Here is a 22,642-nt window from a genome sequence, read left to right as displayed (position 1 = left end):
CGCATTTTACCCCAATTATCACAAGCTCGCCATGAAAAATGTGACAGTTTTAAAAGGTTGCAAATGTTTTAAGAACAAACATGCTAAATGTCAGTGCAGATTAAGAATCTTATAATATAGCTACAAGCCACATTCCCCATACATTTAAACAGGTTAATTAACTTTTACCACAGATGAGTACGCATTTAATCGTCAATGAAAATAAAATTTACCGTTTTTACTAAGTGCTGCTTAATTACACTGTGGACTCGAGTGTGACAACCGTTATCAATGACGCAGAAAGGTGACATAACACCACTTTTGGGGTGTTTAAAGGCTTCATTTTAGACCAAACATGGCCAAACAATTTATTAACAAATGCAGCACTCCCATAGTTAACTTTGAGCTAAAGAGTATGGAATTGCCTTTTAGCGTCAAAAATCAACTTAAAGAAGCAAAATAGGGATTTATACTTATTGTATTAATACCAATCAGTATAAAGATTTGACTGTGAACTATTCACTTCTTTAGTTCGATTGCTATAAGCCAATAAAAAAGCCGCAAAAGCGGCCTTTAGAGGAGGTGTTCAGCTGACTGACTAGAGTCCCTGCAAAATATCTTCACTTAAACTTAAATCATCATTACGGTTCACATTGATCCCTGCAGCAATGATGTTACGGGCAATCTCTTTGGCCTGATCAAGCGAATGCATCTCATAAGTGCCACATTGATATTCATTTAGTTCAGGAATATCTTTTTGCGCGGTGACTTTTAGCACATCCTGCATAGCGGCAAGCCAAGCATCCGCGACGACCGACTCAGTGGGTGTACCTATCAAGCTCATATAGAAGCCGGTACGACAGCCCATTGGGGAAATATCGATGATTTCAACGCTGTCACTATTTAAGTGATCACGCATAAAGCCTGCAAATAAGTGCTCTAAGGTATGAATACCACGCTCACTTAAGATCTCTTTATTAGGCACGCAAAAACGCAGATCAAATACCGTAATGGTGTCGCCTTTAGGTGTTGCCATAGATTTAGCGACACGAACCGCAGGTGCATTCATTCGAGTATGGTCAACGGTGAAACTATCTAATAACGGCATTTTAATTTCTCCAAAATCGCGTTAAAGGGCTAATCAGCATAGATTAAGTTGCAACCTAAATTGATGCTAGGCTGCTACTGAGATTAGCAGATACTTACCCAGCGCCGCCTCACAGTCAACATAAGCATCATAAAGTTTTTTCATTATTGCATCTTCGGTTACCTCTTTGTAACCAGATTTTGAGTAACCTTTATATCGTCTAACCCCGCATAATTCATCCCTTGCTTAATCGAATTGTTTGCGAAGGGGCGATACAAAAAAGCCACAGCGATATCGCCGTGGCTTCAATTAACTCAATGCCAGCTTAATGGACTCTTATTTAAAAGATCCTTGATAATAGCCTGCTATTAATAAACTGTGCTGACATAGGCTAAATCCATTAGCCCTTGCACTTTGGCGATACGGGAACATCAATCTCAGCCATCCACTCTTGTGGAGTATATGTGTGCATAGAAAGCGCATGTAAGCCATGAGCAAACTCTTCTGCTAATGCCTCATTTACTGCACGATGACGCCCAATAAGACGCTTGCCCTCAAACTCACGACTAGTGATGATAACTTTAAAATGAGTTTCAGAGTTTGGCGGCACGTGATGGTTATGGCTTTCATTTATCACTTCAAGGTGAGAAGGCGACAGTGCTGCGGTGAGTTTTTCGGTAATGATCTGTTCAACTGACATAACGATGTTCTCAATAATGCATAAATGCGACTGCGGCAGGTTACTGCGATAATCATTAAAGATCAACTTGTGACGATTTTGGCTAGCTAGTGGTAAGGCTGGCCAAAAAACACTTTAGCAGACACAGATTGCGCCGCCCTTGCTGAAGTAAGTCGCTTTAAGACTGATGAAAGCCAACGATTAGACGTCTGAAGGTATAGTTTATTCGAGCGCCTGCAACCTTAAGTCGCTTAGGTAGGGCATGCTCCCAGTCCATTTGCATCGGCCAATGCATAATAAGCAAGTCGCCACTTTGTAGCTGTAGGCAAATTTTTTGCTGAGTTTGTTTATGGCGGATAAAAAAGTCTCGAGTTGCTCCAAGCGTCAGCGATGCGATATCACTAGCAGGCTCTACCTCAGGCTCGTCATCACTGTGCCAGCCCATAGACTCATGCCCGTCGGCATATCGGTTTACCAAGACGCCATTACTGTTGAGCCCGAAATCTCTGTCGAGTTTTTGCCTCAGTTTATACGCATACTTAGGCCAAGGTTGAGCCTGTATAAACAACCCAGAATAGAGATAGTCACAGTCTTTATCAGCAAACCATACTTGGCTACGGGGAATAGGATGACTTTTGCCGTATATCAACAGCTGTGGTCGAGTGAATGGGTAATGCGCCGACTCATTCAATAGTGCTTCTTGCTGCTGAGAATTAAGATAGGCTTTAATTAAGGTAAAGGGCGGCTTGTCTTGTTGTGTAGAGGTATTAGATTCAGGCCTAAGATCAAACCTAGAGTCTGCTTTAGCCTTACCCTCCCCTACTGATTGAGCATTATTTAATGAAGCTTGCTTATCAAAATCCTCTTGCTGCATATTCTAGCCCCATACTTTCCGCTAACACCTAATAGCTAATACCCACACCTAATAGCTAGCTCTTAAACTGGGTTCAAAAAATAATACCTAGGATGCCCTAACATATCATCACTCTCATCATATACCTGCTATAAGAAATCTGCGATAATATGCGCCCTAATTTATTTGGTACTTATTGGCATATGACGACACAGTTTTCAGTATCGGGTATTGAACTCGAACTCTTCCGTTACCCTAGCAGACAAGAGTCTAACCTGCAGGCGTGGGACGCCGCCGATGAGCATCTAATAAAGCACTTAATTGATACCGAACAAACCTGCATAAGTACGGCGGTTGTAAATGATGGTTTCGGTGCATTAACTGCAGGCTTATTATCAATTAACCCTAGCTGGCCACTGACATTAGAAACTGATGCTAAGACTAGCCAGCTGGGCACTAGCCAAAATTTAACACGTAACCAGCTATCGCAAGAGTCGATAACTTGGGTGAATAGCCGTGATGAGTTGCCTCAGGGAATTGAGTTAGTTCTGATGAAGCTGCCAAAAAATCTAAACTACTTTAGCCACCAGCTAAATAGACTTTCCCATGTGTTACCAGCTGGCACACAAGTTTTAATTGGCGCGAAAGCAAAGTCGATTAATAAATCGCTACTGGAAACGATCGAAAAGAATTTAGGCCCAGCCAGTGCCAGCCTGACATGGAAGAAAACCCGAGTCATCAGCTGTATCGCAGATGGTAAAGCTCGTGCGTTACCTAAAGCAACAACTTGGTCAGTACCTGAGTTCAAACTGCAGATCACCAATTTAAGTAATGTGTTTGCCGCCAATAAACTCGATATTGGTGCACGCATCATGCTCGATAACATGCCAAAAGGTGACTACAAGTCAATTGTCGACTTGGGCTGCGGTAACGGCATTTTAGGCTTACACGCTAAACAGGTATTTCCTGAAGCTTATATCCACTTTATCGATGACTCTGAAATGGCTGTCGCATCGGCTAGAGAAAACTGGGCACTGAATCAATTAGATAACCCAGCATTGGTTGGCGAACAAGCAACCTTCGGGTGGGATGACTGTTTAACCAATATGAGCGAAGGCTTCCGTCCAGATCTCGTTTTGTGCAACCCTCCTTTCCATCAAGGTGAGGCCATTACCGATCATATTGCCTGGCAGATGTTTTTAGATGCCTTTAGACGCTTAAAAAATGGCGGTATATTGCATGTTGTGGGTAATCGCCATTTGGCTTATCACGTCAAATTACAGCGGATCTTTAAAAACTGCACCACAGTGGCATCCAACGGTAAGTTTGTCATTTTGCAGGCGCAAAAGATCAGTAAGAAGGCTCAAGATCCAGATGTGGAATTAACTTCTGATAATGAGACACCACATCCACAAAGTGCATTATACGGTAAGCCAAAAGCTTAACCGCTCGCTAAATAAACATAAGCGACTAAATATAAGCTGTTAAACAAAAACGGTGAGCCCATAGCTCACCGTTTTATTTTTTGACTGCTTAAATAGTCGCTACTTAAGCTCAGCGACCTGCTTTTCATGTTCACCTTCAGCATCTTGTACTACAGAGTCTTGCTCTCCCACCTGTGCTGCAGCGCTTGCAGGCGGAGCAAATAACACTTTAAGCCTTTGCTTAGGACTTAAGTTGGCAGAAAGCGCTTCTTTAAACATATCTCGCCACTCAGTAAAGGTTACCACCAGCGGGTTAAAGCTATTAACCGGCTTAGTGATCCCGTATTCAACCGTTTCAACCTCTTTCTCATAGGTGCCGAATAGTCGATCCCAAATAATCAAAATACCCGCATAATTCTTATCGATATATTGTGGGTTACGGCCGTGATGGACTCGATGATGAGACGGAGTGTTTATCACCCATTCAAACACACCTAAAGACTTAATCGCCTGTGTATGAACAAAAAACTGCAGCCCCAAATTCAGCAGCACCACAAACACCACCCAATTAGGGTCAAACCCAACTATCACCAATGGCAACCAGAATATCCACATCCCAGCCATTGGGTACATCAAACTTTGCCTAAACGCTGTGCTAAAGTTCATATTCTCTGAGCTATGATGAGCCACATGAGCGGCCCACATCCAACGAATACGGTGACTCGCGCGGTGGAACCAGTAATAACAGAAATCTTGAGCGACCATGAGCGTAATAAAGGTCGCTCCATTCATCTCGATATCGAAAAGCCGCCAACCGAAGAACATCAGGTATAACTTAGCGATAAGCAATCCGGTAACAATATCTGTCAATTGATGCATTGCCGCCAAGCCGAAGTTACACAACACCTCAGGCAAGTAATAACGAGCATTGAGAGGCAAACGGTGTTGTCTATCGCCCATATACCACTCGAGTAAGATACAAACGAAAAAAATCGGTGCGAGTACTAGAAGTAGCACTTCGGGGTGAGCTATCAGTGAATTAAAATCCATCTTATCTATCCTTCTTCCTTTTTACCCTTGCTCCAGAGCTCTCGACTTATATGTCGGGCAATTCGTCGCAGCGTTAACCATAGGTTTTATTTGTTCTGTTTATGTTTATGGTTCTGCTTCTAGCTTTCAAATAAAACTACCAACGGGCAAAGTGATCTTCCGTCAGCCCAAAAACATTATTGAGTTGGTGCTTTTCACCAAAATTATCAATGATACAACCATCAAATCGCCCTAAGTACTGCCTAAAATTGCTCTTTAATAGCCAAAGATTTAGTTTCTCTTGGCGGCAATTTTTAGGTGTAAAAGTGAGATCTAACTGACCATTAGCACTATAGATCCGCCAGCTTGCTGCTGATTTCGTTTTATCTATGTGACGGGTAAACTCAAAATGCACGGGTCCAAGCAAATGTCTTTCGCCATTATGCCAAAACACATTCTCATGACAGCCGGTCTCATTCACACCTGCTGCAAGATTAAGCCCTAAACTACCATGCTCAGTTAAGCTGTTAATACTCGCCCAGCGCCAACTGGTTTCTCTGCGCATATAGCCTGCACTAAAATCGTACCCAGCGGTGACTCTTTGTAATGGCTGCGGCTCATGATTAATCACTAAGCTGCCCGATACCTTCAAGGCATTATGCTTTTGGGTGTATGTCCAGCCACAATACCCAGTAGGGTTGCACATAGCCATTGGTAAACTCAGAGGCTGAGGCTGTAATTGCAGATTAGCCTCAATACCTAATGTATTAAGTTTTAGCTGCCAAATACCTTGCTCAATAACAAACTCAATACTCCCCCTTGAGCCCTTTATTTTGGCGCAACCTTGCATAGGAGACTCTGAGATCTGATAACCCAAGCCTAGTGGTTTAAGCCAACTCGTTTCTATTAGCTGATTAGTTTTAATATCGTAGAGATAACAAAAAGCGCTGCCTACATAGCGAATATCCGCCAGTGCGACACCAATAACGTAATGGGGAGTCACTATGCTAACAAACTGAAATTGCTTATAGTCGAAATACTTTGCCCAGCTTGAGGCTGGTTTATCCATTTCGTTAAAATAGCGAAAATGCTCAATACCTAACTGAGTCACCGGACCATCGAAATGGCCAAATATTGCCTGGCCCGTCTCATCGATTAAACGCTGCGGCGCCGCTGAACTCGTTAATATTGTAGGCGTCCACTGAGCAGTATTGCTAGACATAAGTCTTAGGTTCCTGAAGCTTATTTGACCTTTTACTCTAACTGGAACTTGCTCTGGTGAAAAGTGGTTAGCTCTAACTTTGTTGCTAAGATGTAACGATTGAGCATTATTTAGTATTTAACTTTAGTACTTAACGTTCAAATGATTTTATCGCCGCCTAAGCTTCTTTATTTAACGCTTTAGCCCGTGGAGCTCAAAAACGGTAATTAATGCCGAGCGAAACGTTTTGCACTGTCATCTCTTGAATAGGTAAATATTGATACTCTGCAGTAACGCCGATGCCTGATTTAAAATCCATCCCCCATCCAACCGCCACGAACATATCTGAGCCACGACTCGATACTTCTCGCGAAGGCTCTTGGTTCCATATATTGGTCACTTTATATTTAAGATGAGATTGGCTAGTACCCACTTTAGCAAAAAGCTTATTTGCCTGTGAGACATAAACTTGACTGTATATCGCGCCTCTAATACCGGTATAACGCATGTCTTGTACATCAAACAATAAACCGCCTAAGGTATTTAACATTCCTGCCGCTCCAGCATAGCCCGCTACTTCAACTCCAAAATGCTCTGATAGCATATAGCGGTAGAACAACTCGGTATTAATACCATCGCTCGCACCTAGGTTTTCACCATCAAAAGACTCAAAATCCTGTAGACCAATACCTATAGAACCTCCAACTACATGCTCAGCTTGAACAGACTGGCTCATCGCCACAAGCAAAAACACTAACGCCAACCTCAATTTCATCACCGCACTCTATGCTAACTATTATGCTCCCTAGTCTATAAGGGAGCCCTTAACCGCAGCTGAACTAAAGCCTTAACGCCCTAAGCGACCTTTAAATGCACTAATAAAAAGTCGAGCTAGATCTGGAATACCAACCATCTTCTGGTATGCTGACTCCATCAATTTTTTTGCTAATTTAAATAATAATGAAATCTTTACTTTTAGTCGTTGCAGCCGCGGTATCCATTGTAGGCTGTGCCAGCCAAGGCCCTTCTCATATAGCATTAAACCCTGAAGTTCCATCTATTACTCAGCAAACAGAAGTAGAACTTCCTGTTTCACTAGAAACAATTGATACCCGTTCTGCCAATTTTATCGTGCGCTTCAATGACGGCGATAAAGCCGCACGCCTTGTCAGCCCGACTGAAGCCCCTCGCGTTCAGATGGACCAAGTATTTAGAGATGGCTTTACTCAAGCGGGCTATCGTATCGATCCAAGCTCTGTGAATCACATGCAATTCCAGTTAGAGCAGTTATTGACCGATGTCGACGAAGGCACATTTGGTTTTGAGGCCAATAGCCAGATTATTATTAATGTTATCGCTAAAAACACTAATCAAGAGCTGACAAAACGTTATCGTGCTAAGGGGTTATTAAAAGGTCCGTTTAGTGCCGACTTTGCTACACTTGAGCTTGAAATGAACAAGCTGCTCGGTGAGCTAACCCGCGACATCATTAACGATCCTGAACTGAACCAATTCATTCAGCAGTAAAAATTAAGCTCAGGTTAGCTGTGCTCAACTTGCCATTAAAAGGAACATTATGAAAACTTGGATTTCCAAGCTGCTTGCTTCATTGACTCTGCTAGCTGCGAGCCAGCTTTCCTATGCGGTAGATATTCAGCCAAACACTCTTTATCCTCAAGTTGAGCTAGATACCAGCATGGGCAAGATAATCGTGGAGCTAGATAGAACACGCTCGCCTATCACTGTCGATAACTTTCTCACCTATGTTGTCAAAGGTCACTATGACAACACCTTGTTTCACAGAGTGATTAGTGATTTCGTGGTACAAGGTGGCGGTTTAGACTTAAACAAAGAAGAGAGAGCCACCGACAAACCTATCGTCAATGAATCGGGTAATGGTCTATCTAACCTAACTGGTACCATTGCCATGGCCAGAGAAGCCGAGCCGCATACTGCCACCAGCCAGTTCTACTTTAACCTTGTCGATAATGAAAAATTAGATCCCTCATCGCGCCGCTGGGGCTATGCGGTTTTTGGCGAAGTCATCTCAGGCATGGAAGTATTACAAGCCATGTCGCTGGTACCGACTGACTTCAACACTCAAGTAGAGTGGCCTGACTTCCCTGTTGAAGATATTGTTTTGAAAAAGGCGACACTATTGCCACGTAACTAGCCACCATATTCAACCAATCTAATCTTGAATTGTTTTGAAATAATTTGAATTATTTTGAGCCAAAGCCCTAATCTTGTGCCTATACTTATTTCGTTACGTAAAAGGAGGCGGCTCAATGACCCCAAATCAGTTCATTGACGATAAAGCGCCCCAACTGGCTTTCTATGGAAAAGCGTTTTTGAGTGATCAACTCGATTTCAACGAAATCCAGTTATATTTATGGGACACCCTAGAAGAATGGCAGATGTACGATCATCAGGGTGATGCGCAAACAGATATGGAACGTGTGTTTTGGCACCTACTACACGCCTTTGACAGGTGGCCCTGTTGGGCTATTAGAGGCAATCAATTTTTGCGAAAGCAAATAGATGATTGTTGTGACTACCTTAGTATTGGTGGTCAAATTCCTCAAGGCTGTATAGGGATCAGACCTTAATTTCAAAGCTGTAATATCAACAAAACCCAAGCCTTTAACTGGTTTGGGTTTTTTATTATTGTCTAAACCTTGTACAACAAAGACACCATAGTCATAGCAAGTTCCAATATTACCTTGAACCCAGCCACCGTCCTACGTAAGCTAGTTAAACTCATTCTTGTTTCGCTAACTTAGGTGTTTCGCATCCGTGCATTCTTTCTTTTCGCGCTTTAAAGACGCCGCATCAATCTATTGCCACAAAAGGGTATTAATTTTATTACTGCTGGGTTTTTCAGCAGGCCTACCCTTGATGCTAGTATTCTCTACTCTGTCCTTTTGGCTAAGAGAAGCTGGAGTGGACCGTACTGCAATTGGTTACTTTAGCTGGATAGCCTTGGCCTACGGATTTAAATGGGCTTGGTCACCGTTAGTCGACAGAATGTCTCTACCGATATTTACCCGGCTACTAGGGCGTAGGCGCGGTTGGATGATGTTCGCCCAATTGCTACTGGTTGCTGCCATTGTAGGTATGAGCCAAAGTGATCCCCTTGCCGATCTTGAAAGACTGGCGCTGTTCGCCTTAATGGTCGCTTTCGCCTCTGCAACACAAGATATTGTTATTGATGCATTTCGTATTGAATCCGCACCAGTAAAAATGCAAGCGGCGCTGGCTGCAGCTTATCAAGTGGGTTACCGCAGTGCGATGATTGTCGCTACCGCCGGAGCACTCACGATTGCCGCATGGATTGAACCCAATAATGATGCTTACAGTTTGGTCTCATGGCAGACAGCTTATATCGTGATGGCAGGACTCATGTCTATCGGTATCTTAACCACCTTGTTTAGCACTGAGCCTAACGTTGAGACCAAAGAGGTCGACAAGAAAGAGGCTGAGTTAAAGGTTAAGTTTGCCGCACGTTACCCCAAATTTATCGCTGCAGGTCTTTCCTGGCTGTATACCGCTAGTGTGCTGCCGTTTATCGACTTCTTTAAACGTTATGGTCGCAGCGCTATTCTTATCCTACTGTTGATCTCTTGCTACCGAATTTCAGATATCGTGATGGGCATTATGGCCAATGTCTTTTATGTTGATATGGGGTTTTCAAAAACAGAAATTGCCACTTTAAGTAAGATCTATGGCTTGATTATGACCTTAGTGGGTGCAGGCGCTGGCGGCTTGTTGATTGCTCGTTACGGCACCATGAAGATATTATTCTTAGGTGCCCTGCTTGTAGCTGTGACTAACTTATTGTTCGCCTACCAAGCCATGATTGGCTACAACGTTAGCTTTTTAACCTTTGCTATTTCAGTGGATAACTTCAGCGCTGGGATTGCCACCGCAGCCTTTATTGCATATCTGTCGAGCTTAACCAGCAGTGGCTACAGTGCGACTCAATATGCACTGTTATCTTCAATTATGTTGCTGTTCCCTAAATTTGTAGCGGGGTTCTCTGGCGCTTATATCGATGCTTATGACTATGTTAGTTTCTTTATTGCTGCCAGCTTAATCGGTTTCCCAGTACTTGGGCTGATCATGCTAGTACAAAAGTATGCGCCTAATCCCAACCAAAGTGAGCCAAGTGAAAGTGACTTAGTAGAGCAAGAGAGCCCTAAAAAGTTAGGAAGCTAAAAGAAAACTGATAGTTACCAGACTTGATAAGCAGTGGTATAAATAACCAACAAGTGAGTAAAATAGGTAATTCATTTGATTTTAGATAATGTAAACTTGCCAATAGAAACATAACAACCTGAAAATAAACAGCTTTTATTATTGGCCTTTTATTTGCTTACCTTTATTTATAATGAGACTCACTTGGAATAGTAAAAGGAAAGAATATGGATATTGGTCAGATTGTTATCGTTGCGATTATTGTTTTTGCCATCTTTGGGACTGACTTTTTTAAATACCGTTTTCGTATGAAACAGCTTGAAGCGAAGATCGACAGCAGTGACAAAATGAAGCTGATTGATGAGGTAAAAAGCATCCAGCACCGTTTAGTGGTTTTAGAAAAAATCATTACCGACAAGGGCTATGAGGTTAACGAAGAAATTAATAAACTAAAAGATTAACCTTGAAGACAAGGGCTGCCACCATGGCAGCCCTAATCGAGACGAATACAACTAAAGATTAGTCTCTGAAGTTATTAAACTGGAATGGCTGCCCTAGCTCAGACTCACGAGCCAATGCCATAACTTGCTGCAAGTCATCACGTTTCTTACCTGTCACTCGCACAGAGTCACCTTGAATAGATGATTGTACTTTCAGCTTGCTGTCTTTAATTAGCTTCACTAACTTCTTAGCGACTAAGGTTTCAATACCCTCTTTAAACTTCACTTTTAAAGAGAATGTTTTACCACTGTGAACCGCTTTTTCATCAACGTCCATCGACTTAGGGTCGACATCGCGCTTACTCATCTGCATACGCAAAATATCGACTAACTGACGACACTGAAAATCATCTTCGGCCGTTAAGGTCACGACATGATCTTTGTATTCTATACTGGCTTCTTTGCCGCGAAAGTCAAAACGTCCTTTCAATTCACGAACAGAATTATCAACCGCGTTACGCAGTTCAACTTCATTTACTTCTGAAACAATATCCATTGAAGGCATAAGTTTGGTCCTTAAAAAATTACTGTAGCCGTATTTTACGCACTGAGCCTCTGAACTTGAAGTAAATAAACCATAAAATCAAAGGAAATTGTGGGTTGTTGATGACTTTATCAACGGGTTTTCTTATGATTAAGACAAATAACATAGATGCATACGACGTGATAAACAGACAAACAATTTTTAAGTGGGCGCTGGCTTTAATGCTTATACTGGTGAGTTACTTGGTTTTCTCAAAACCCAGTTACCCAACAGGGATCCCTAATTTCGATAAAATTGGTCACGTTGGCAGTTTCTTTGTCTTGTCATACCTAACCTACTTAGCCTTTCGGCCTAAGTGGTACACACTGGCAGTTATTCTAGCGGGCTATGCAGTTTTTATCGAAGTGGTGCAATCGCAACTTTCCTATCGTAGCGCCTCTCTAGCTGATTTCATTGCCGATATGGTAGGGATCTCTCTGTTTTACTTTACTCATTGGCTTTATTGTCGCTACTTTAAAGCCACTAAGCTCACCGATCCTGATCTGCAGTAATTTCTTATGCCTTCTAAATCATCGCAGCAACTCAGTACTGAACTGCTAACTCCTAAACTGCTAAGTGGTCATTCATTAAGTGCTGAGCAAATTACTATTCTAGGTGCGGGCGCCATTGGCCAGCTCATCTACCACCAGCTAGCTAACGCCAAGCAGCAAACTCCGTTAAGCTTTATCGGCAGAAAAGTACACTCAGAAGTTATCCCCCTAAGATTTACTAGACTCGATGGTCAAGAATTGACGAGTAACGCTAAAGTGATTGGTCGAGCGGATTATGCCAAAGAGCTCGCCAGCACAAGGCTTTTAATTGTCTGCGTTAAGGCCTATCAAGTTCAATCGGCACTAAAAGCGGTATTGCCCTACCTTCCCTGTCACACCCACATATTGTTACTGCATAATGGTATGGGGCCTCATCTAGAGGTGCAGCCATATATAGCTGGACGGGGCTTGAGTCTTGGGACGACTTCTCAAGGTGCACTTAGATTGGACAAATACCATGTGAAGCAGACTGGCACGGGCCTAACACAACTTGGCCCCTTTAACGCGCCGCAGCTTGATGGCAGGGTTAAGGAACTATTACTCAACAGTATTGGCCAAAGTACTTGGTACACTGACATTTTGCCATTGCTTTGGCAAAAACTGGCCATCAATGTAGCAATAAATCCGTTAACCGCGATCCATAATTGCCCTAATGGTGAGCTTGCTAAGCCTCAATACCGCAATACGGTAAACGACGCTGTTAGCGAATTGGTGACGGTTGCCGCCGCCGATGGTCTCAAGCTGGACAAAGCGCTTTTGATTGAGCGTGTTTATCAAGTCATAGAGCTAACCGCGCAGAATTTCTCCTCCATGCATCAAGATGTTTTTCATCAAAGGCAAACGGAGATAAACGCCATTAATGGTTTCGTTCTTAAGCGAGCCATGGCTCATCATATACCAGTTCCCGTCAATCAGTCTCTCGCCCAGCAAATAACGCAGCTAGAAGCCAACTACACACGCTAGCCCTTATAGTCTATGGGCTTCCCCCTCTATTACCGCTTGTGATTTTGGCTAAAAGTTAACCATTTCATAAAGTAAAAACCTTAAGCAAGTTCTTTAATTGTGACTAGAATTAGTTCTGTTGGCCCAATTTACAATCTTGTAGTTGGAGAGAGTACAGGCGCGTTCAATGCAAAGAGAGCAATGGAATTCTAGAACAGGCTTTATTCTGGCCGCTGTCGGCTCTGCCATCGGCCTCGGCAATATATGGCGCTTTCCCTATATGGCTTACGAAAACGGTGGAGGGGCCTTTTTTATCCCCTATCTGTTTGCCATGCTTTCTGCTGGAATTCCCTTTATGATCATGGAATTCAGCCTAGGTCATAAATACCGAGGTGCGGCACCAAAGATCTTCGCACAACTAGGGAAGTCACTCGGCTTTAGGCTTGAGTGGTTAGGCTGGTTTCAAGTGTTTATTGCCGCGGTCATTGCCATCTATTATGTCGCCATTATCGGCTGGGCCATTTCCTACTTTGTTTTCTCTATCACTCAGAGTTGGGGCACAGATACCAATGCCTTCTTCAATGAGTACCTACAACTCGGCGACAACTCCCCCACTAAGCTAGGCTCCATGCAGTTTCATATTGCGATCCCCATGGCGATAGCTTGGAGTATTACAACCCTTGCGGTTTACAGTGGTGTAAAAGGCGGAATCGAGCGTGCCAGTAAAATCATGATGCCACTGCTTTTCATCATGGTACTACTTTTTATCACCAGAATTGTGTTTCTTCCTGGCGCACTAGAAGGACTCAATTACCTATTCAGGCCAGATTTCAGCATGATTTTAGATGCTAAAGTTTGGTCAGCGGCATACGGACAGATATTTTTCACCTTAAGTGTCGGCTTTGCCATCATGCTGGCTTACTCTAGCTACCTACCAGAGAAATCCGATATTAATAACAATGCCTTTATGACGGTATTAATCAACTGTGGTTTCTCTATTTTAGGCGGCATTATGATCTTTGCCGTTCTTGGCTATATGGCTGAGGAGCAAGCAAAGCCCATTACTGATGTGGTTTCATCGGGTGTAGGTCTGGCTTTTGTTACCATCCCTGCCGCTATTAATTTACTGCCAGCCCCCTACATCTTAGGACCACTATTCTTCTTAGCTTTAGTGGTTGCAGGAATAAGCTCACATATCTCAATTATTGAAGCCGTGGTCTCTGCGGTAATAGATAAACTGTCGCTATCACGAAAAAAGGCCGCATTACTGGTTTGTGGTACGGGCTTTGCTGTGTCTATGGCATTTTCTAGTAATGGTGGCTTGCTACTGTTAGATCTTGTCGATTACTTTATCAATAACATCGCCTTGCTCTCTAGTTGCCTGATAGAGCTGATTATCCTTGCCTGGTTATTTAAGATTGCCGATATTCGTGATTATGCCAATCGCTGCAGCGAATTCAGTATCGGTAAGTGGATGGAGATCTGTCTGCGCTTTATCGGCCCTATCATGCTCGCGATTATTCTGGTTAAAAACCTGCTCACCACTTTAACCGACGGCTATGGCGACTACCCGATTGCGGATCAACTATTTCTCGGCTGGGGACTGGTGGCAAGCATGCTATTTGCCGCTATCTTTATCAGTGTCATTTCTGGCAACAATATTTCAAAGGAGCCATAGCCATGAGCACAGGTGCTATTATCATGATGATATTCGCTTTACTACTCACCTGGGGGGGGGCTGCAATTTGTATTTCAATCGCGATGAAGGCCTCAAATAAAGAGTGACGATAACATCAACTATGCTTTTATCGCTTGTCGTTGTCGCCAAGGCTCCCTAAACTGTTTGCCTACTCGCCACTGATTAATATTTAATATTGTTTGATGACCCCTAGCATACGCCCAGAAGCCAAAGATAAAGAACTCCAAAATAAGCTCCGACCTATGACTCTGCCACTAAGAACCAGTTTTTGGCTCTACCTTGCCAGCTGCTGTTTAATTATTTTCAGCGTACAGTTTCTCGATCGACCAATTTCGACTTGGATGCATTTAAATGTCGATGCTAGTGATATTTTCAAACCACTGAGCCAAATGCCGCTGCTATTTGAAATATTAACAGTGCTCATTATTCTTGGCTGTTTTAAGTCAAATTTTCGCCAAAAATATGCAAGCTTCGCACTGGCACTCACCTTCACAGTGATTACTGCAACAATTATAAGACTAGGGGCAAAGTTTATATTTGGCCGTACTTGGCCTGAAACCTGGATCCATACAGCAAGTGGCAGCAACCCTTCCTGGATCCATAATGGGGTCGAAAGCTTCCACCCTTTTGCAATTGGGCCAGCCTACAATTCGTTCCCCTCCGGACACGCACTGTTCACTTTTGCATTAGCCAGTGTATTTTGGTGGCGCTTTCCCAAACTATATTGGCTATGGTTACTCGCTATGATAGGAGCAATAACGGGCCAGTTAGGCCAAAACTACCACTTCCTTGGGGACTTGATTGCCGGTGCAACTCTTGGGGTGTTATCTGCGCAGCTCTCTATTGCTCTGAGCGAAAAGCGACTCAAATACAAAAGGTAAAGTGAGTGACAACTAACCCCACATCACTAATATTGCAGCGACCGCAATTAGAACCAGCCCCAACATATCTTTGACTTTCACCTTGTCCTTTAACCAGAACGTGGCTATCAGCAAGGTGAAGAACACCTCCACCTGTCCAAGCGTCTTAACATAAGGCACCGCCTGCAGTGACATTGCGCTAAACCAACCAATTGAACCTAAACAGCTTGTAGCACTGGTGAGTAGAGTCAGCTTTGGTCTTTGCAGTAAACCGTCAATGGTATTTTTATCTACGGCATAAGAGTAAATCAATAACACGGTTGTCTGAATAGCAATCACGAATAGCAACACCCATGCGGCTCTATGAGGAAAAGGCAGATCCAGATTAAGACTTGCCTCCCTAACCCAAAGAGAAGTCAGGGCAAAAGCGGTACCACAAGCAAGTCCAAGCAACACTGTGGATAAAGAAAGCTGCCTAAGTCCCTGCTTACTGCTCATCAAAAATATCGCTATGGCACCAACGAACACGCCTAGCCAACCAAGTAATGATAAATGAGTGCCGAAAAAAAGGACTCCGAGAATCGCCGCAACTAAGGCTTCACTTTTAGCTAGCCCTGCCCCAACGGCAAAGTTTTTCATTTTAAAAAGCTTCACCATCAAAGCTGTGGCTATGATCTGCATCGCGGCAGCGCCAAGCACATATGCTGTGAATTTGAAGGTGATAAAGGGAAGACCGACAGGCTGCCAAGCATAGAGGCCTAACAAGTAAATAATCGCGATTGGGGTTGCCCACAGAAACCTAGCTAAGGTGACCCCGGCAATATTAACATCCTTACTTAGCTGACTTTGGAAGGCATTGCGCCATGCCTGCATCGAAGCGGCTAAAAGGGTGAATAAAATCCATGCCATATTGAGTGAGCGCCAAAAATAAAACGCTATTATGCCTGCTGCGAAAGCTTTAGGGGGAATTAGTCTTAGATACTGAAAATAACTCTTACTGATAGTGCCAAGCAGTCGCAAGAAGGCCAAGTCATTTGACTTGGCCTTTTAGTTTGCTATTTGCTATTTGCTAAAGAGTACTAATCTCTACGCTTTACAGCCCATAGGTGTAACTAGCCCCTAAACCAAGCGGGAAGCCTAATGCCCAATAAGCCAGTAACCAAACACTCCAAATCGACATTAACGCCAAGCTAAATGGCAACATCATAGAGATAAGTGTACCAATACCGATATTCTTCACATAACGTTGACAGTAAACCACCACTAATGGGAAGTAAGGCATCAGCGGCGTAATGATGTTTGAGCTTGAATCGCCCACACGATATGCCGCTTGCGATAGATCAGGACTGATATTAAGCTGCATTAACATTGGTACTAGCACTGGACCAATCAAAGCCCACTTAGCAGATGATGAACCCACAAATAGATTCACAAAACCCACTAAAATAATCATACCCACTACAGTGATTTCAGCCGGTAAGTTAAGCGCTTTAAGACCACCAGCACCTTCAACTGCGATTAACGCACCAAGGTTAGACGCCGAAAATGCTGCCACAAACTGAGCACAGAAAAATGCCATAACAATGTAGTGCGACATGCCACTCATTGACTTAGACATTGCCTGTACGACATCACCTGAAGTCTTAAAGGCACCTGTCATATAACCGTACACAAGACCTGGCAGCATAAAGAAGATAAAGATAAGCGGTACGATTGACTGCATCAACGGTGCTTTGAAACTGGTCAATGAACCATTTGTATCACGTAGTGTTGAGGTCTCTGGTACGGTTAAAGAGAAAAAGCCCACAATTGCCACTAACATCACTAAGGTTGCAACACGGAATGCTTTCAGTTCTTGTGGCTTTGCCTCTTCCATCGCAGGAAGATCTACTTCTTCGCGATTAACCTTGTGGGTACGATTTAGGCGAGGCTCTAATACTTTATCTGTTAGATACCAAATAATCAGTGTGATTGGGATACAAGAAGATGCCGCAAAAAACCAGTTGTTGAGTGGGTTAACTTCAATTGTTGGGTCAACAATTTGCGCTGCTGCCTGAGTAAAGCTCTGCAGTAGCGGGTCAATACCTGACGGAATAAAGTTAGCGCAGAAGCCACCAGATACACCCGCAAAGGCGGCGGCAATACCCGCTAAAGGATGACGACCTACGGTAAAGAAGATCACACCGGCGAGTGGAATAACCACTACATAGCCCGCATCTGTTGCGGTATGCGAGATAATACCCACTAAAACCACAGCTGGAGTTAAAAACTTAGCTGGGGTGATTTTTAACATACGTTTAAGCGCAGTGTTAATGTAGCCTGAATGCTCAGCAACACCCACACCTAACATTGCAACTAACACTACTCCTAAAGGCGCGAATGCAGTGAAAGTCGTTACCATAGAGGTTAAGAACTTAGTTAGCGCTTCAGCGGTTAGTAGATTATGAACTACTATTGGAGAGTTAGTCGTAGGGTCAATGGCCGAAAAGCTCACACCCGATAACAATGCCGATAATGCCCATACGGCAAACATCAAAATCAAAAATAGCATTGCTGGATCAGGGAGTTTATTACCAACCCGTTCAATGCCGTCTAGTGCTTTACCTAACATCCCTTGCGGCCCTAGATCTTCAAGCGCCTGTTTATCTGCTTTCATCATTCAACCTATTTATTATGTTTCTTCTCACACTTAGCCGAACTTATTGCCAACAAAGACGATAAGGCGACTTAATGCTGAGTATTTTTTTAACCTACTAGAATAAATGTCCAATCTGTATTTAAACTTAAATTATCTCGTCAAAAACAATAAAACCCTGCATTGAGACAGGGTTTTATCTTTTTTTAACAACTAACTAGAAGAATAAAATACTTTAAACTTACTTACTAGTGTCAATAGGCTCAAACGACTTAACTAAATCATCAATCGCCTTCATTTGGGTTAAGTAGTTTTCTAACTGATGTAGCGGCAATGCGCATGGGCCGTCACACTTAGCGTTATCAGGATCAGGGTGAGCCTCAATAAAGAGACCAGCCAAACCAAGAGCCATACCACTACGGGCAAGCTCTGTGGCTTGCGCACGACGTCCACCAGCGCTATCGCTACGTCCACCAGGGCGCTGCAAAGCATGAGTGGCATCGAAGATCACCGGATAACCCGTTTGCTTCATTTCATCCATACCTAACATATCAACAACTAAGTTGTTGTAACCAAAGCTTGAACCACGCTCACACAACATGATCTCGTCATTACCCGCTTCATTAAACTTAGTAATGATATGGCGCATCTCATGTGGTGCTAGGAATTGCGGCTTTTTGACGTTGATGATTGCACCAGTCTTTGCCATCGCAACCACAAGATCTGTTTGACGAGCAAGGAATGCAGGAAGCTGGATAACATCAACAACTTCAGCAACAGGTGCACATTGGTGTACTTCATGTACGTCAGTGATTAATGGTAAGTTGAAGGTTGACTTAATTTCTTCAAAAATCTTCAAGCCCTCTTCCATACCAGGACCACGGTAAGAGTTGACTGATGAGCGGTTTGCCTTATCGAAAGAGGCCTTAAACACGTAAGGGATCCCTAACTTTTGGGTAACTTCAGCATAGGTTTCTGCAATTTGCATTGCCAAGTCACGTGACTCAAGTACGTTCATACCGCCAAACAATACAAAAGGCTTATCATTTGCGATTTCAATCGAACCTAAACTAATGATTTTATTGCTCATCAATCTCTTCTCTCTTCGTGAGCCAAGGCCGTTGCCTTGGCATTAATCAACTAAGTTTTTGCTGCAACCTTAACTAGCGACAGCTTGTAAAATCTGGCCACAAATCCATGCCATATAAGTGCCTAAAGCATAGCCTAATACCGCTAGTAGTACACCTACTGGCGCAAGCGCGGGGTGGAATGCTGCTGCCACAACAGGCGCAGATGCCGCGCCGCCCACGTTAGCTTGGCTACCCACTGCCATATAGAACAATGGCGCTTTAATCAGTTTAGCCACAATCAGCATAAAGCTTGCGTGCACTATCATCCAAATCATACCGATGGCAAAGTACCAAAGATTCTCAGGATCAGCCAGCTTTGACACATCCATATGCAAGCCAATCGTCGCGACTAGGATGTATAAGAAAGCAGTAGCCACTTTTGACGCACCCGCCGCTTCTATGTGCCTTACTCGGGTAAATGACAAGGCTAGACCTATGGTTGTTACAGTAACAATCAACCAAAAGAATTTAGAGGTTAAACTGTAATCACGAGTCCATGGGTAATTGGTTTCAAAAAATGGACCTAATAAGTCTGCTACGATATGGGCAAATCCCGTCACACCAAAACCAATCGCCACTATCATCATTAAATCGTTAAGGCTTGGAATGCGAGCATTCTCGGCATGATACTTTTCAACTTTATCTTTCAATGCTTCAAGCGCCGTAGTATCCGCACCTGTTTTAGCATCAATCTGCTTGGCTTTTGATGCCATAAACAGCAGTACTGCCATCCAAATATTGGCTACGATGACGTCTACCGTCACCATAATTGAGAAGATATCACCGCCGACTTCATAAATCTCTTTCATTGCCGCTTGGTTGGCACCACCGCCAATCCAACTGCCAGCAAGCGTGGTCATGCCACGCCAAACAGCATCTGGCCCAGTAACACCTAAAACTTCAGGATTAATCGCTGAGACAATCAGCAACGCAATAGGCCCGCCAATCACAATACCTACGGTACCGGTCAAAAACATCACTATCGCTTTAGGCCCTAGTGAGAGAATCGCTTTTAAATCGACACTCAGAATCAATAACACTAAACACGCAGGCAGCAAGTAACGCGAGGCCACAAAATAAAGCTGTGATGTTTTACCGTCAATAATATCGAATGTGTTCAATAGTGATGGCAAGAAGTAACACATTAGCAAGGCTGGCACGAAGGTATAAAACTTCTTCCAAAATGCATTGCTACTATTACTGGTATAAAACACGAAGCCGAGCACAACGGCTAAAATACCTAACGCTGTTGCGTCATTTGTCACCAGCGCACTGGTCACTGTATCCGTACTACTCATGAACTCTATCCCCTAGAAATTGGCAATAATTTGCCTATTTATTATTCTTACAATTCAATTTGTTGGTGTTATTTTTACAGCTTTTTTTTATTTTATATCGACGCGTCATTACCATCGCTATGTGGCGGCGTCTTTTACTTATAACGATTTTCAAACAAGACTAGAGTACACTCTAGCAACACAAAAGGGCCTAAAAGGCCCTATTGTGATACTTAATGGAAAGTTTCAACTTCCTCTTTAAGCTCTTTCAATTGCATCTTCACCAACTCAATAACCGGATCGTGTGGACTGTTTTCCACAAAATGGGTTAAATCGGCGGTGGCAACGCTAATACAACCTAACTGCTGCGCGATGAAGGCGCGCTCACGGTTGAGGTTCAAATCATCCTGATGCCATTGCAGTAGTAAGTTACAGCACTCCATCGCAGGCTCAAAGTTATGAGCAACAATGCAGCCAGCTTTCATCTCATGGATCATTCGAGAAATAATACGCTTGAGCGTTGCAGGCTTTAAGTAGCTAGGCTTAAACTTAGCTGAATTACCGAGTTCACCACGTACGAATACGTGTAACTGATGCTTTGACAGGTCAGCGCCAGTTAGCGGGTCGATATAGCGCACCTCACCATCGATTCGACTACAAAGCACCGTTTGTCCAGGTAATAGCAGCAAATCGAGTGATAGGTCGAGCTGCTTGCCCAATAACATCAACACGGCTGCTAATGTCGTACTATTACCTTGCTTCGATGTTAGACATTTACCTAAATCGGCAGCTTCAGCACTATAGTATGCTTCGCGCGCACAAAAGCCTAAGTCGTTATAGAACCATTTAAGCAGTCCATTTAAACGTTGGTGCCTATCAACGACGTAAAAGCTCAACACCGAGCCAGCTAATTCGAGCCAGGCCCAGTTTGCATTCTTTTGCTTAGAAAAGCCTAAGTGCTCAGCAATTTCAAAAGCCGTTTCAGGAAGCTGTATTGAGTCGTTTTGTGTTAAATCAGTCATTAACCGAGCAACACCCCTTGCTTAAGAATCGCAAGTTTAGCGGCATAAACAACCCAACCGATTGCACCAAAGGCAGCAAACACTTTAAACAATGTATTGCGATTAGCTTTAAGTGCGATGGTTGCCAACACGATATAAGCGACAACGGCACCCAACTTTTCAGTCATCCATGGATCAACAAAAGGATACTGTTTAATTGAGAAACATAAGATCAAACCAGATAACAGTAGGAAGGTATCAATAACGTGTGGCGCAATTTTAATTGCTTTCTTTTCTAATACGGGTGACTTGCGCAGATGCAGTACGAAACGGACTAAAAAAAACAATACGCTAGTCGCAATAAGCGTCATGTGCATGTGCTTAAACGCTGGGTACAAACTGTAAAAAGTTTCCATGAATAAAGGTCTGTTTGCCGATAAAGGCGGCTAGTGTACCCCATACCTGAATCCATAACCAATATCCAGCCATGGCAACTGGAAGAAGCGCACAAAGTTTAACCAAGGCTTTTGTTTTCTGCAAAGTTTTCCCTATTTTACAAGCTTGTACTTTTGATGGGACTTACGTTAGCGTTAATCTGCAGCAATGCTCTATCAGATAATAATAAGAGGCATAATTCATGAGTCATAAAACCCGGTTTAGCTTGGATGATAGTGATGAGTTTGCTAACGCCGTTAAGCAGAAAATTGCTGAATTTAACTGGCAGCATTGGGAAGTATCAGAAAGGCTAGCTCTTGGATTAAAGCTTGAGAATGACAAGGGCCAACTAGTCGCAGGCTTTTCTGGTCGAACTTTTGGTAATTGGCTGATGATAGACAATCTTTGGGTCGATGAGAGTTTGCGAGGGCAAAGAATTGGCCAGCAACTGCTTACAGAGGCTGAAAGCATTGCTAGAACAAGAGGTTGTCAGTCTGCAATTTTGGACACGCTAAACTTCCAAGCTAAACCATTTTACCAAGCTCTTGGCTATGAGGTTCAATGGACGCAACTCGCCTACCCCAAAACAGGCTGTAAATACTTTATGGTGAAACAGTTAGCCAGGTAGCACCATAAAAAA

At 43.2% G+C, this 22,642-nt stretch carries 25 protein-coding genes; 12 read left to right on the top strand and 13 right to left on the bottom strand.

The window, feature by feature from the left end:
- Positions 1–577: 577 nt before the first annotated feature.
- The 3 genes from luxS to K5Q73_RS14965 form a co-directional block, all read right to left on the bottom strand.
- Positions 578–1,087, bottom strand: a complete 510-nt coding sequence (gene luxS / locus K5Q73_RS14975; RefSeq protein ID WP_220764797.1) for an S-ribosylhomocysteine lyase — start codon at positions 1,085–1,087, stop codon at positions 578–580.
- A gap of 379 nt (positions 1,088–1,466) precedes the next feature.
- Entirely contained in the window at positions 1,467–1,766 is a 300-nt protein-coding gene (locus K5Q73_RS14970) for a BolA family transcriptional regulator (protein WP_220764795.1), read from the bottom strand.
- Between the two features lie 157 nt (positions 1,767–1,923).
- Complete coding sequence (locus tag K5Q73_RS14965) at positions 1,924–2,619, bottom strand: alpha-ketoglutarate-dependent dioxygenase AlkB (protein ID WP_220764793.1); 696 nt, start codon at positions 2,617–2,619, stop codon at positions 1,924–1,926.
- Positions 2,620–2,801: 182 nt separating this feature from the next.
- On the opposite strand from K5Q73_RS14965, the gene K5Q73_RS14960 reads away from it, so the two are divergent.
- Complete coding sequence (locus K5Q73_RS14960; RefSeq protein WP_220764855.1) at positions 2,802–4,043, top strand: methyltransferase; 1,242 nt, start codon at positions 2,802–2,804, stop codon at positions 4,041–4,043.
- 99 nt (positions 4,044–4,142) lie between these two features.
- Here the strand turns inward: K5Q73_RS14960 and K5Q73_RS14955 are convergent, their stop codons facing one another.
- The 3 genes from K5Q73_RS14955 to K5Q73_RS14945 form a co-directional block, all read right to left on the bottom strand.
- Positions 4,143–5,072: a sterol desaturase family protein gene (locus K5Q73_RS14955; RefSeq protein WP_220764791.1), complete on the bottom strand. Its 930-nt coding sequence runs from the start codon at positions 5,070–5,072 to the stop codon at positions 4,143–4,145.
- 136 nt (positions 5,073–5,208) lie between these two features.
- Positions 5,209–6,273, bottom strand: a complete 1,065-nt coding sequence (locus K5Q73_RS14950) for a DUF2804 domain-containing protein (protein ID WP_220764790.1) — start codon at positions 6,271–6,273, stop codon at positions 5,209–5,211.
- Positions 6,274–6,466: 193 nt separating this feature from the next.
- Positions 6,467–7,027, bottom strand: coding sequence for a porin family protein (locus K5Q73_RS14945; protein ID WP_220764788.1), 561 nt, complete (start codon positions 7,025–7,027; stop codon positions 6,467–6,469).
- 185 nt (positions 7,028–7,212) lie between these two features.
- Between K5Q73_RS14945 and K5Q73_RS14940 the strand changes: the two genes are divergently transcribed.
- From K5Q73_RS14940 to K5Q73_RS14920, 5 genes are all read left to right on the top strand, one after another.
- Entirely contained in the window at positions 7,213–7,779 is a 567-nt protein-coding gene (locus K5Q73_RS14940; RefSeq protein ID WP_220764786.1) for a YajG family lipoprotein, read from the top strand.
- 49 nt (positions 7,780–7,828) lie between these two features.
- A complete protein-coding gene (locus tag K5Q73_RS14935; RefSeq protein WP_220764784.1) occupies positions 7,829–8,425 on the top strand; it encodes a peptidylprolyl isomerase in 597 nt (198 codons plus the stop codon).
- Between the two features lie 115 nt (positions 8,426–8,540).
- A complete protein-coding gene (locus tag K5Q73_RS14930; protein WP_220764783.1) occupies positions 8,541–8,861 on the top strand; it encodes a hypothetical protein in 321 nt (106 codons plus the stop codon).
- A gap of 187 nt (positions 8,862–9,048) precedes the next feature.
- On the top strand, positions 9,049–10,470 hold the full coding sequence (locus tag K5Q73_RS14925; protein ID WP_220764782.1) for an MFS transporter: 1,422 nt from the start codon (positions 9,049–9,051) through the stop codon (positions 10,468–10,470).
- A gap of 206 nt (positions 10,471–10,676) precedes the next feature.
- Positions 10,677–10,910, top strand: a complete 234-nt coding sequence (locus K5Q73_RS14920) for a hypothetical protein (protein WP_220764781.1) — start codon at positions 10,677–10,679, stop codon at positions 10,908–10,910.
- Positions 10,911–10,968: 58 nt separating this feature from the next.
- On the opposite strand, the gene K5Q73_RS14915 is transcribed toward K5Q73_RS14920, so the two are convergent.
- A complete protein-coding gene (locus K5Q73_RS14915; RefSeq protein ID WP_220764780.1) occupies positions 10,969–11,454 on the bottom strand; it encodes a YajQ family cyclic di-GMP-binding protein in 486 nt (161 codons plus the stop codon).
- A 125-nt stretch (positions 11,455–11,579) separates the two neighbouring features.
- Here K5Q73_RS14915 and K5Q73_RS14910 point away from each other — a divergent pair, with 125 nt between their 5' ends.
- The 5 genes from K5Q73_RS14910 to K5Q73_RS14890 all read left to right on the top strand — a co-directional run bounded on the left by K5Q73_RS14910 (position 11,580) and on the right by K5Q73_RS14890 (position 15,545).
- Positions 11,580–11,984, top strand: coding sequence for a VanZ family protein (locus K5Q73_RS14910; protein ID WP_374706858.1), 405 nt, complete (start codon positions 11,580–11,582; stop codon positions 11,982–11,984).
- A 6-nt stretch (positions 11,985–11,990) separates the two neighbouring features.
- Positions 11,991–12,986, top strand: a complete 996-nt coding sequence (locus K5Q73_RS14905; protein WP_220764779.1) for a ketopantoate reductase family protein — start codon at positions 11,991–11,993, stop codon at positions 12,984–12,986.
- A 166-nt stretch (positions 12,987–13,152) separates the two neighbouring features.
- Complete coding sequence (locus K5Q73_RS14900; protein WP_220764772.1) at positions 13,153–14,643, top strand: sodium-dependent transporter; 1,491 nt, start codon at positions 13,153–13,155, stop codon at positions 14,641–14,643.
- 2 nt (positions 14,644–14,645) lie between these two features.
- Positions 14,646–14,750 carry a MetS family NSS transporter small subunit gene (locus tag K5Q73_RS14895; RefSeq protein WP_220764770.1) on the top strand — a complete coding sequence of 35 codons (105 nt, stop codon included), beginning with the start codon at positions 14,646–14,648 and terminating at the stop codon, positions 14,748–14,750.
- Between the two features lie 96 nt (positions 14,751–14,846).
- A complete protein-coding gene (locus tag K5Q73_RS14890) occupies positions 14,847–15,545 on the top strand; it encodes a phosphatase PAP2 family protein (protein WP_220764768.1) in 699 nt (232 codons plus the stop codon).
- A 12-nt stretch (positions 15,546–15,557) separates the two neighbouring features.
- Here K5Q73_RS14890 and K5Q73_RS14885 read toward each other — a convergent pair whose 3' ends face one another.
- The 6 genes from K5Q73_RS14885 to K5Q73_RS14860 all read right to left on the bottom strand — a co-directional run bounded on the left by K5Q73_RS14885 (position 15,558) and on the right by K5Q73_RS14860 (position 21,983).
- Positions 15,558–16,433: a DMT family transporter gene (locus K5Q73_RS14885; RefSeq protein ID WP_220764759.1), complete on the bottom strand. Its 876-nt coding sequence runs from the start codon at positions 16,431–16,433 to the stop codon at positions 15,558–15,560.
- Positions 16,434–16,617: 184 nt separating this feature from the next.
- Positions 16,618–18,180: an AbgT family transporter gene (locus K5Q73_RS14880; protein WP_220764742.1), complete on the bottom strand. Its 1,563-nt coding sequence runs from the start codon at positions 18,178–18,180 to the stop codon at positions 16,618–16,620.
- A 220-nt stretch (positions 18,181–18,400) separates the two neighbouring features.
- On the bottom strand, positions 18,401–19,249 hold the full coding sequence (gene kdsA / locus K5Q73_RS14875; protein ID WP_012156339.1) for a 3-deoxy-8-phosphooctulonate synthase: 849 nt from the start codon (positions 19,247–19,249) through the stop codon (positions 18,401–18,403).
- Positions 19,250–19,318: 69 nt separating this feature from the next.
- Positions 19,319–20,587: a DUF819 domain-containing protein gene (locus tag K5Q73_RS14870; protein ID WP_220764740.1), complete on the bottom strand. Its 1,269-nt coding sequence runs from the start codon at positions 20,585–20,587 to the stop codon at positions 19,319–19,321.
- A gap of 212 nt (positions 20,588–20,799) precedes the next feature.
- A complete protein-coding gene (locus tag K5Q73_RS14865) occupies positions 20,800–21,588 on the bottom strand; it encodes a tetratricopeptide repeat protein (protein WP_220764738.1) in 789 nt (262 codons plus the stop codon).
- Positions 21,588–21,983, bottom strand: a complete 396-nt coding sequence (locus K5Q73_RS14860) for a SirB2 family protein (RefSeq protein ID WP_220764736.1) — start codon at positions 21,981–21,983, stop codon at positions 21,588–21,590. The genes K5Q73_RS14865 and K5Q73_RS14860 overlap by 1 nt, the downstream gene beginning before the upstream one ends.
- 221 nt (positions 21,984–22,204) lie before the next feature.
- On the opposite strand from K5Q73_RS14860, the gene K5Q73_RS14855 reads away from it, so the two are divergent.
- Complete coding sequence (locus tag K5Q73_RS14855; RefSeq protein WP_220764734.1) at positions 22,205–22,630, top strand: N-acetyltransferase; 426 nt, start codon at positions 22,205–22,207, stop codon at positions 22,628–22,630.
- Positions 22,631–22,642: the final 12 nt, after the last annotated feature.

This window comes from Shewanella sp. MBTL60-112-B2, from assembly GCF_019655055.1.
Lineage (GTDB): Bacteria > Pseudomonadota > Gammaproteobacteria > Enterobacterales > Shewanellaceae > Shewanella.
The sequence above is the reverse complement of the archived record's forward strand: the minus strand, read 5'-3'. Positions and strand labels throughout refer to the sequence as shown.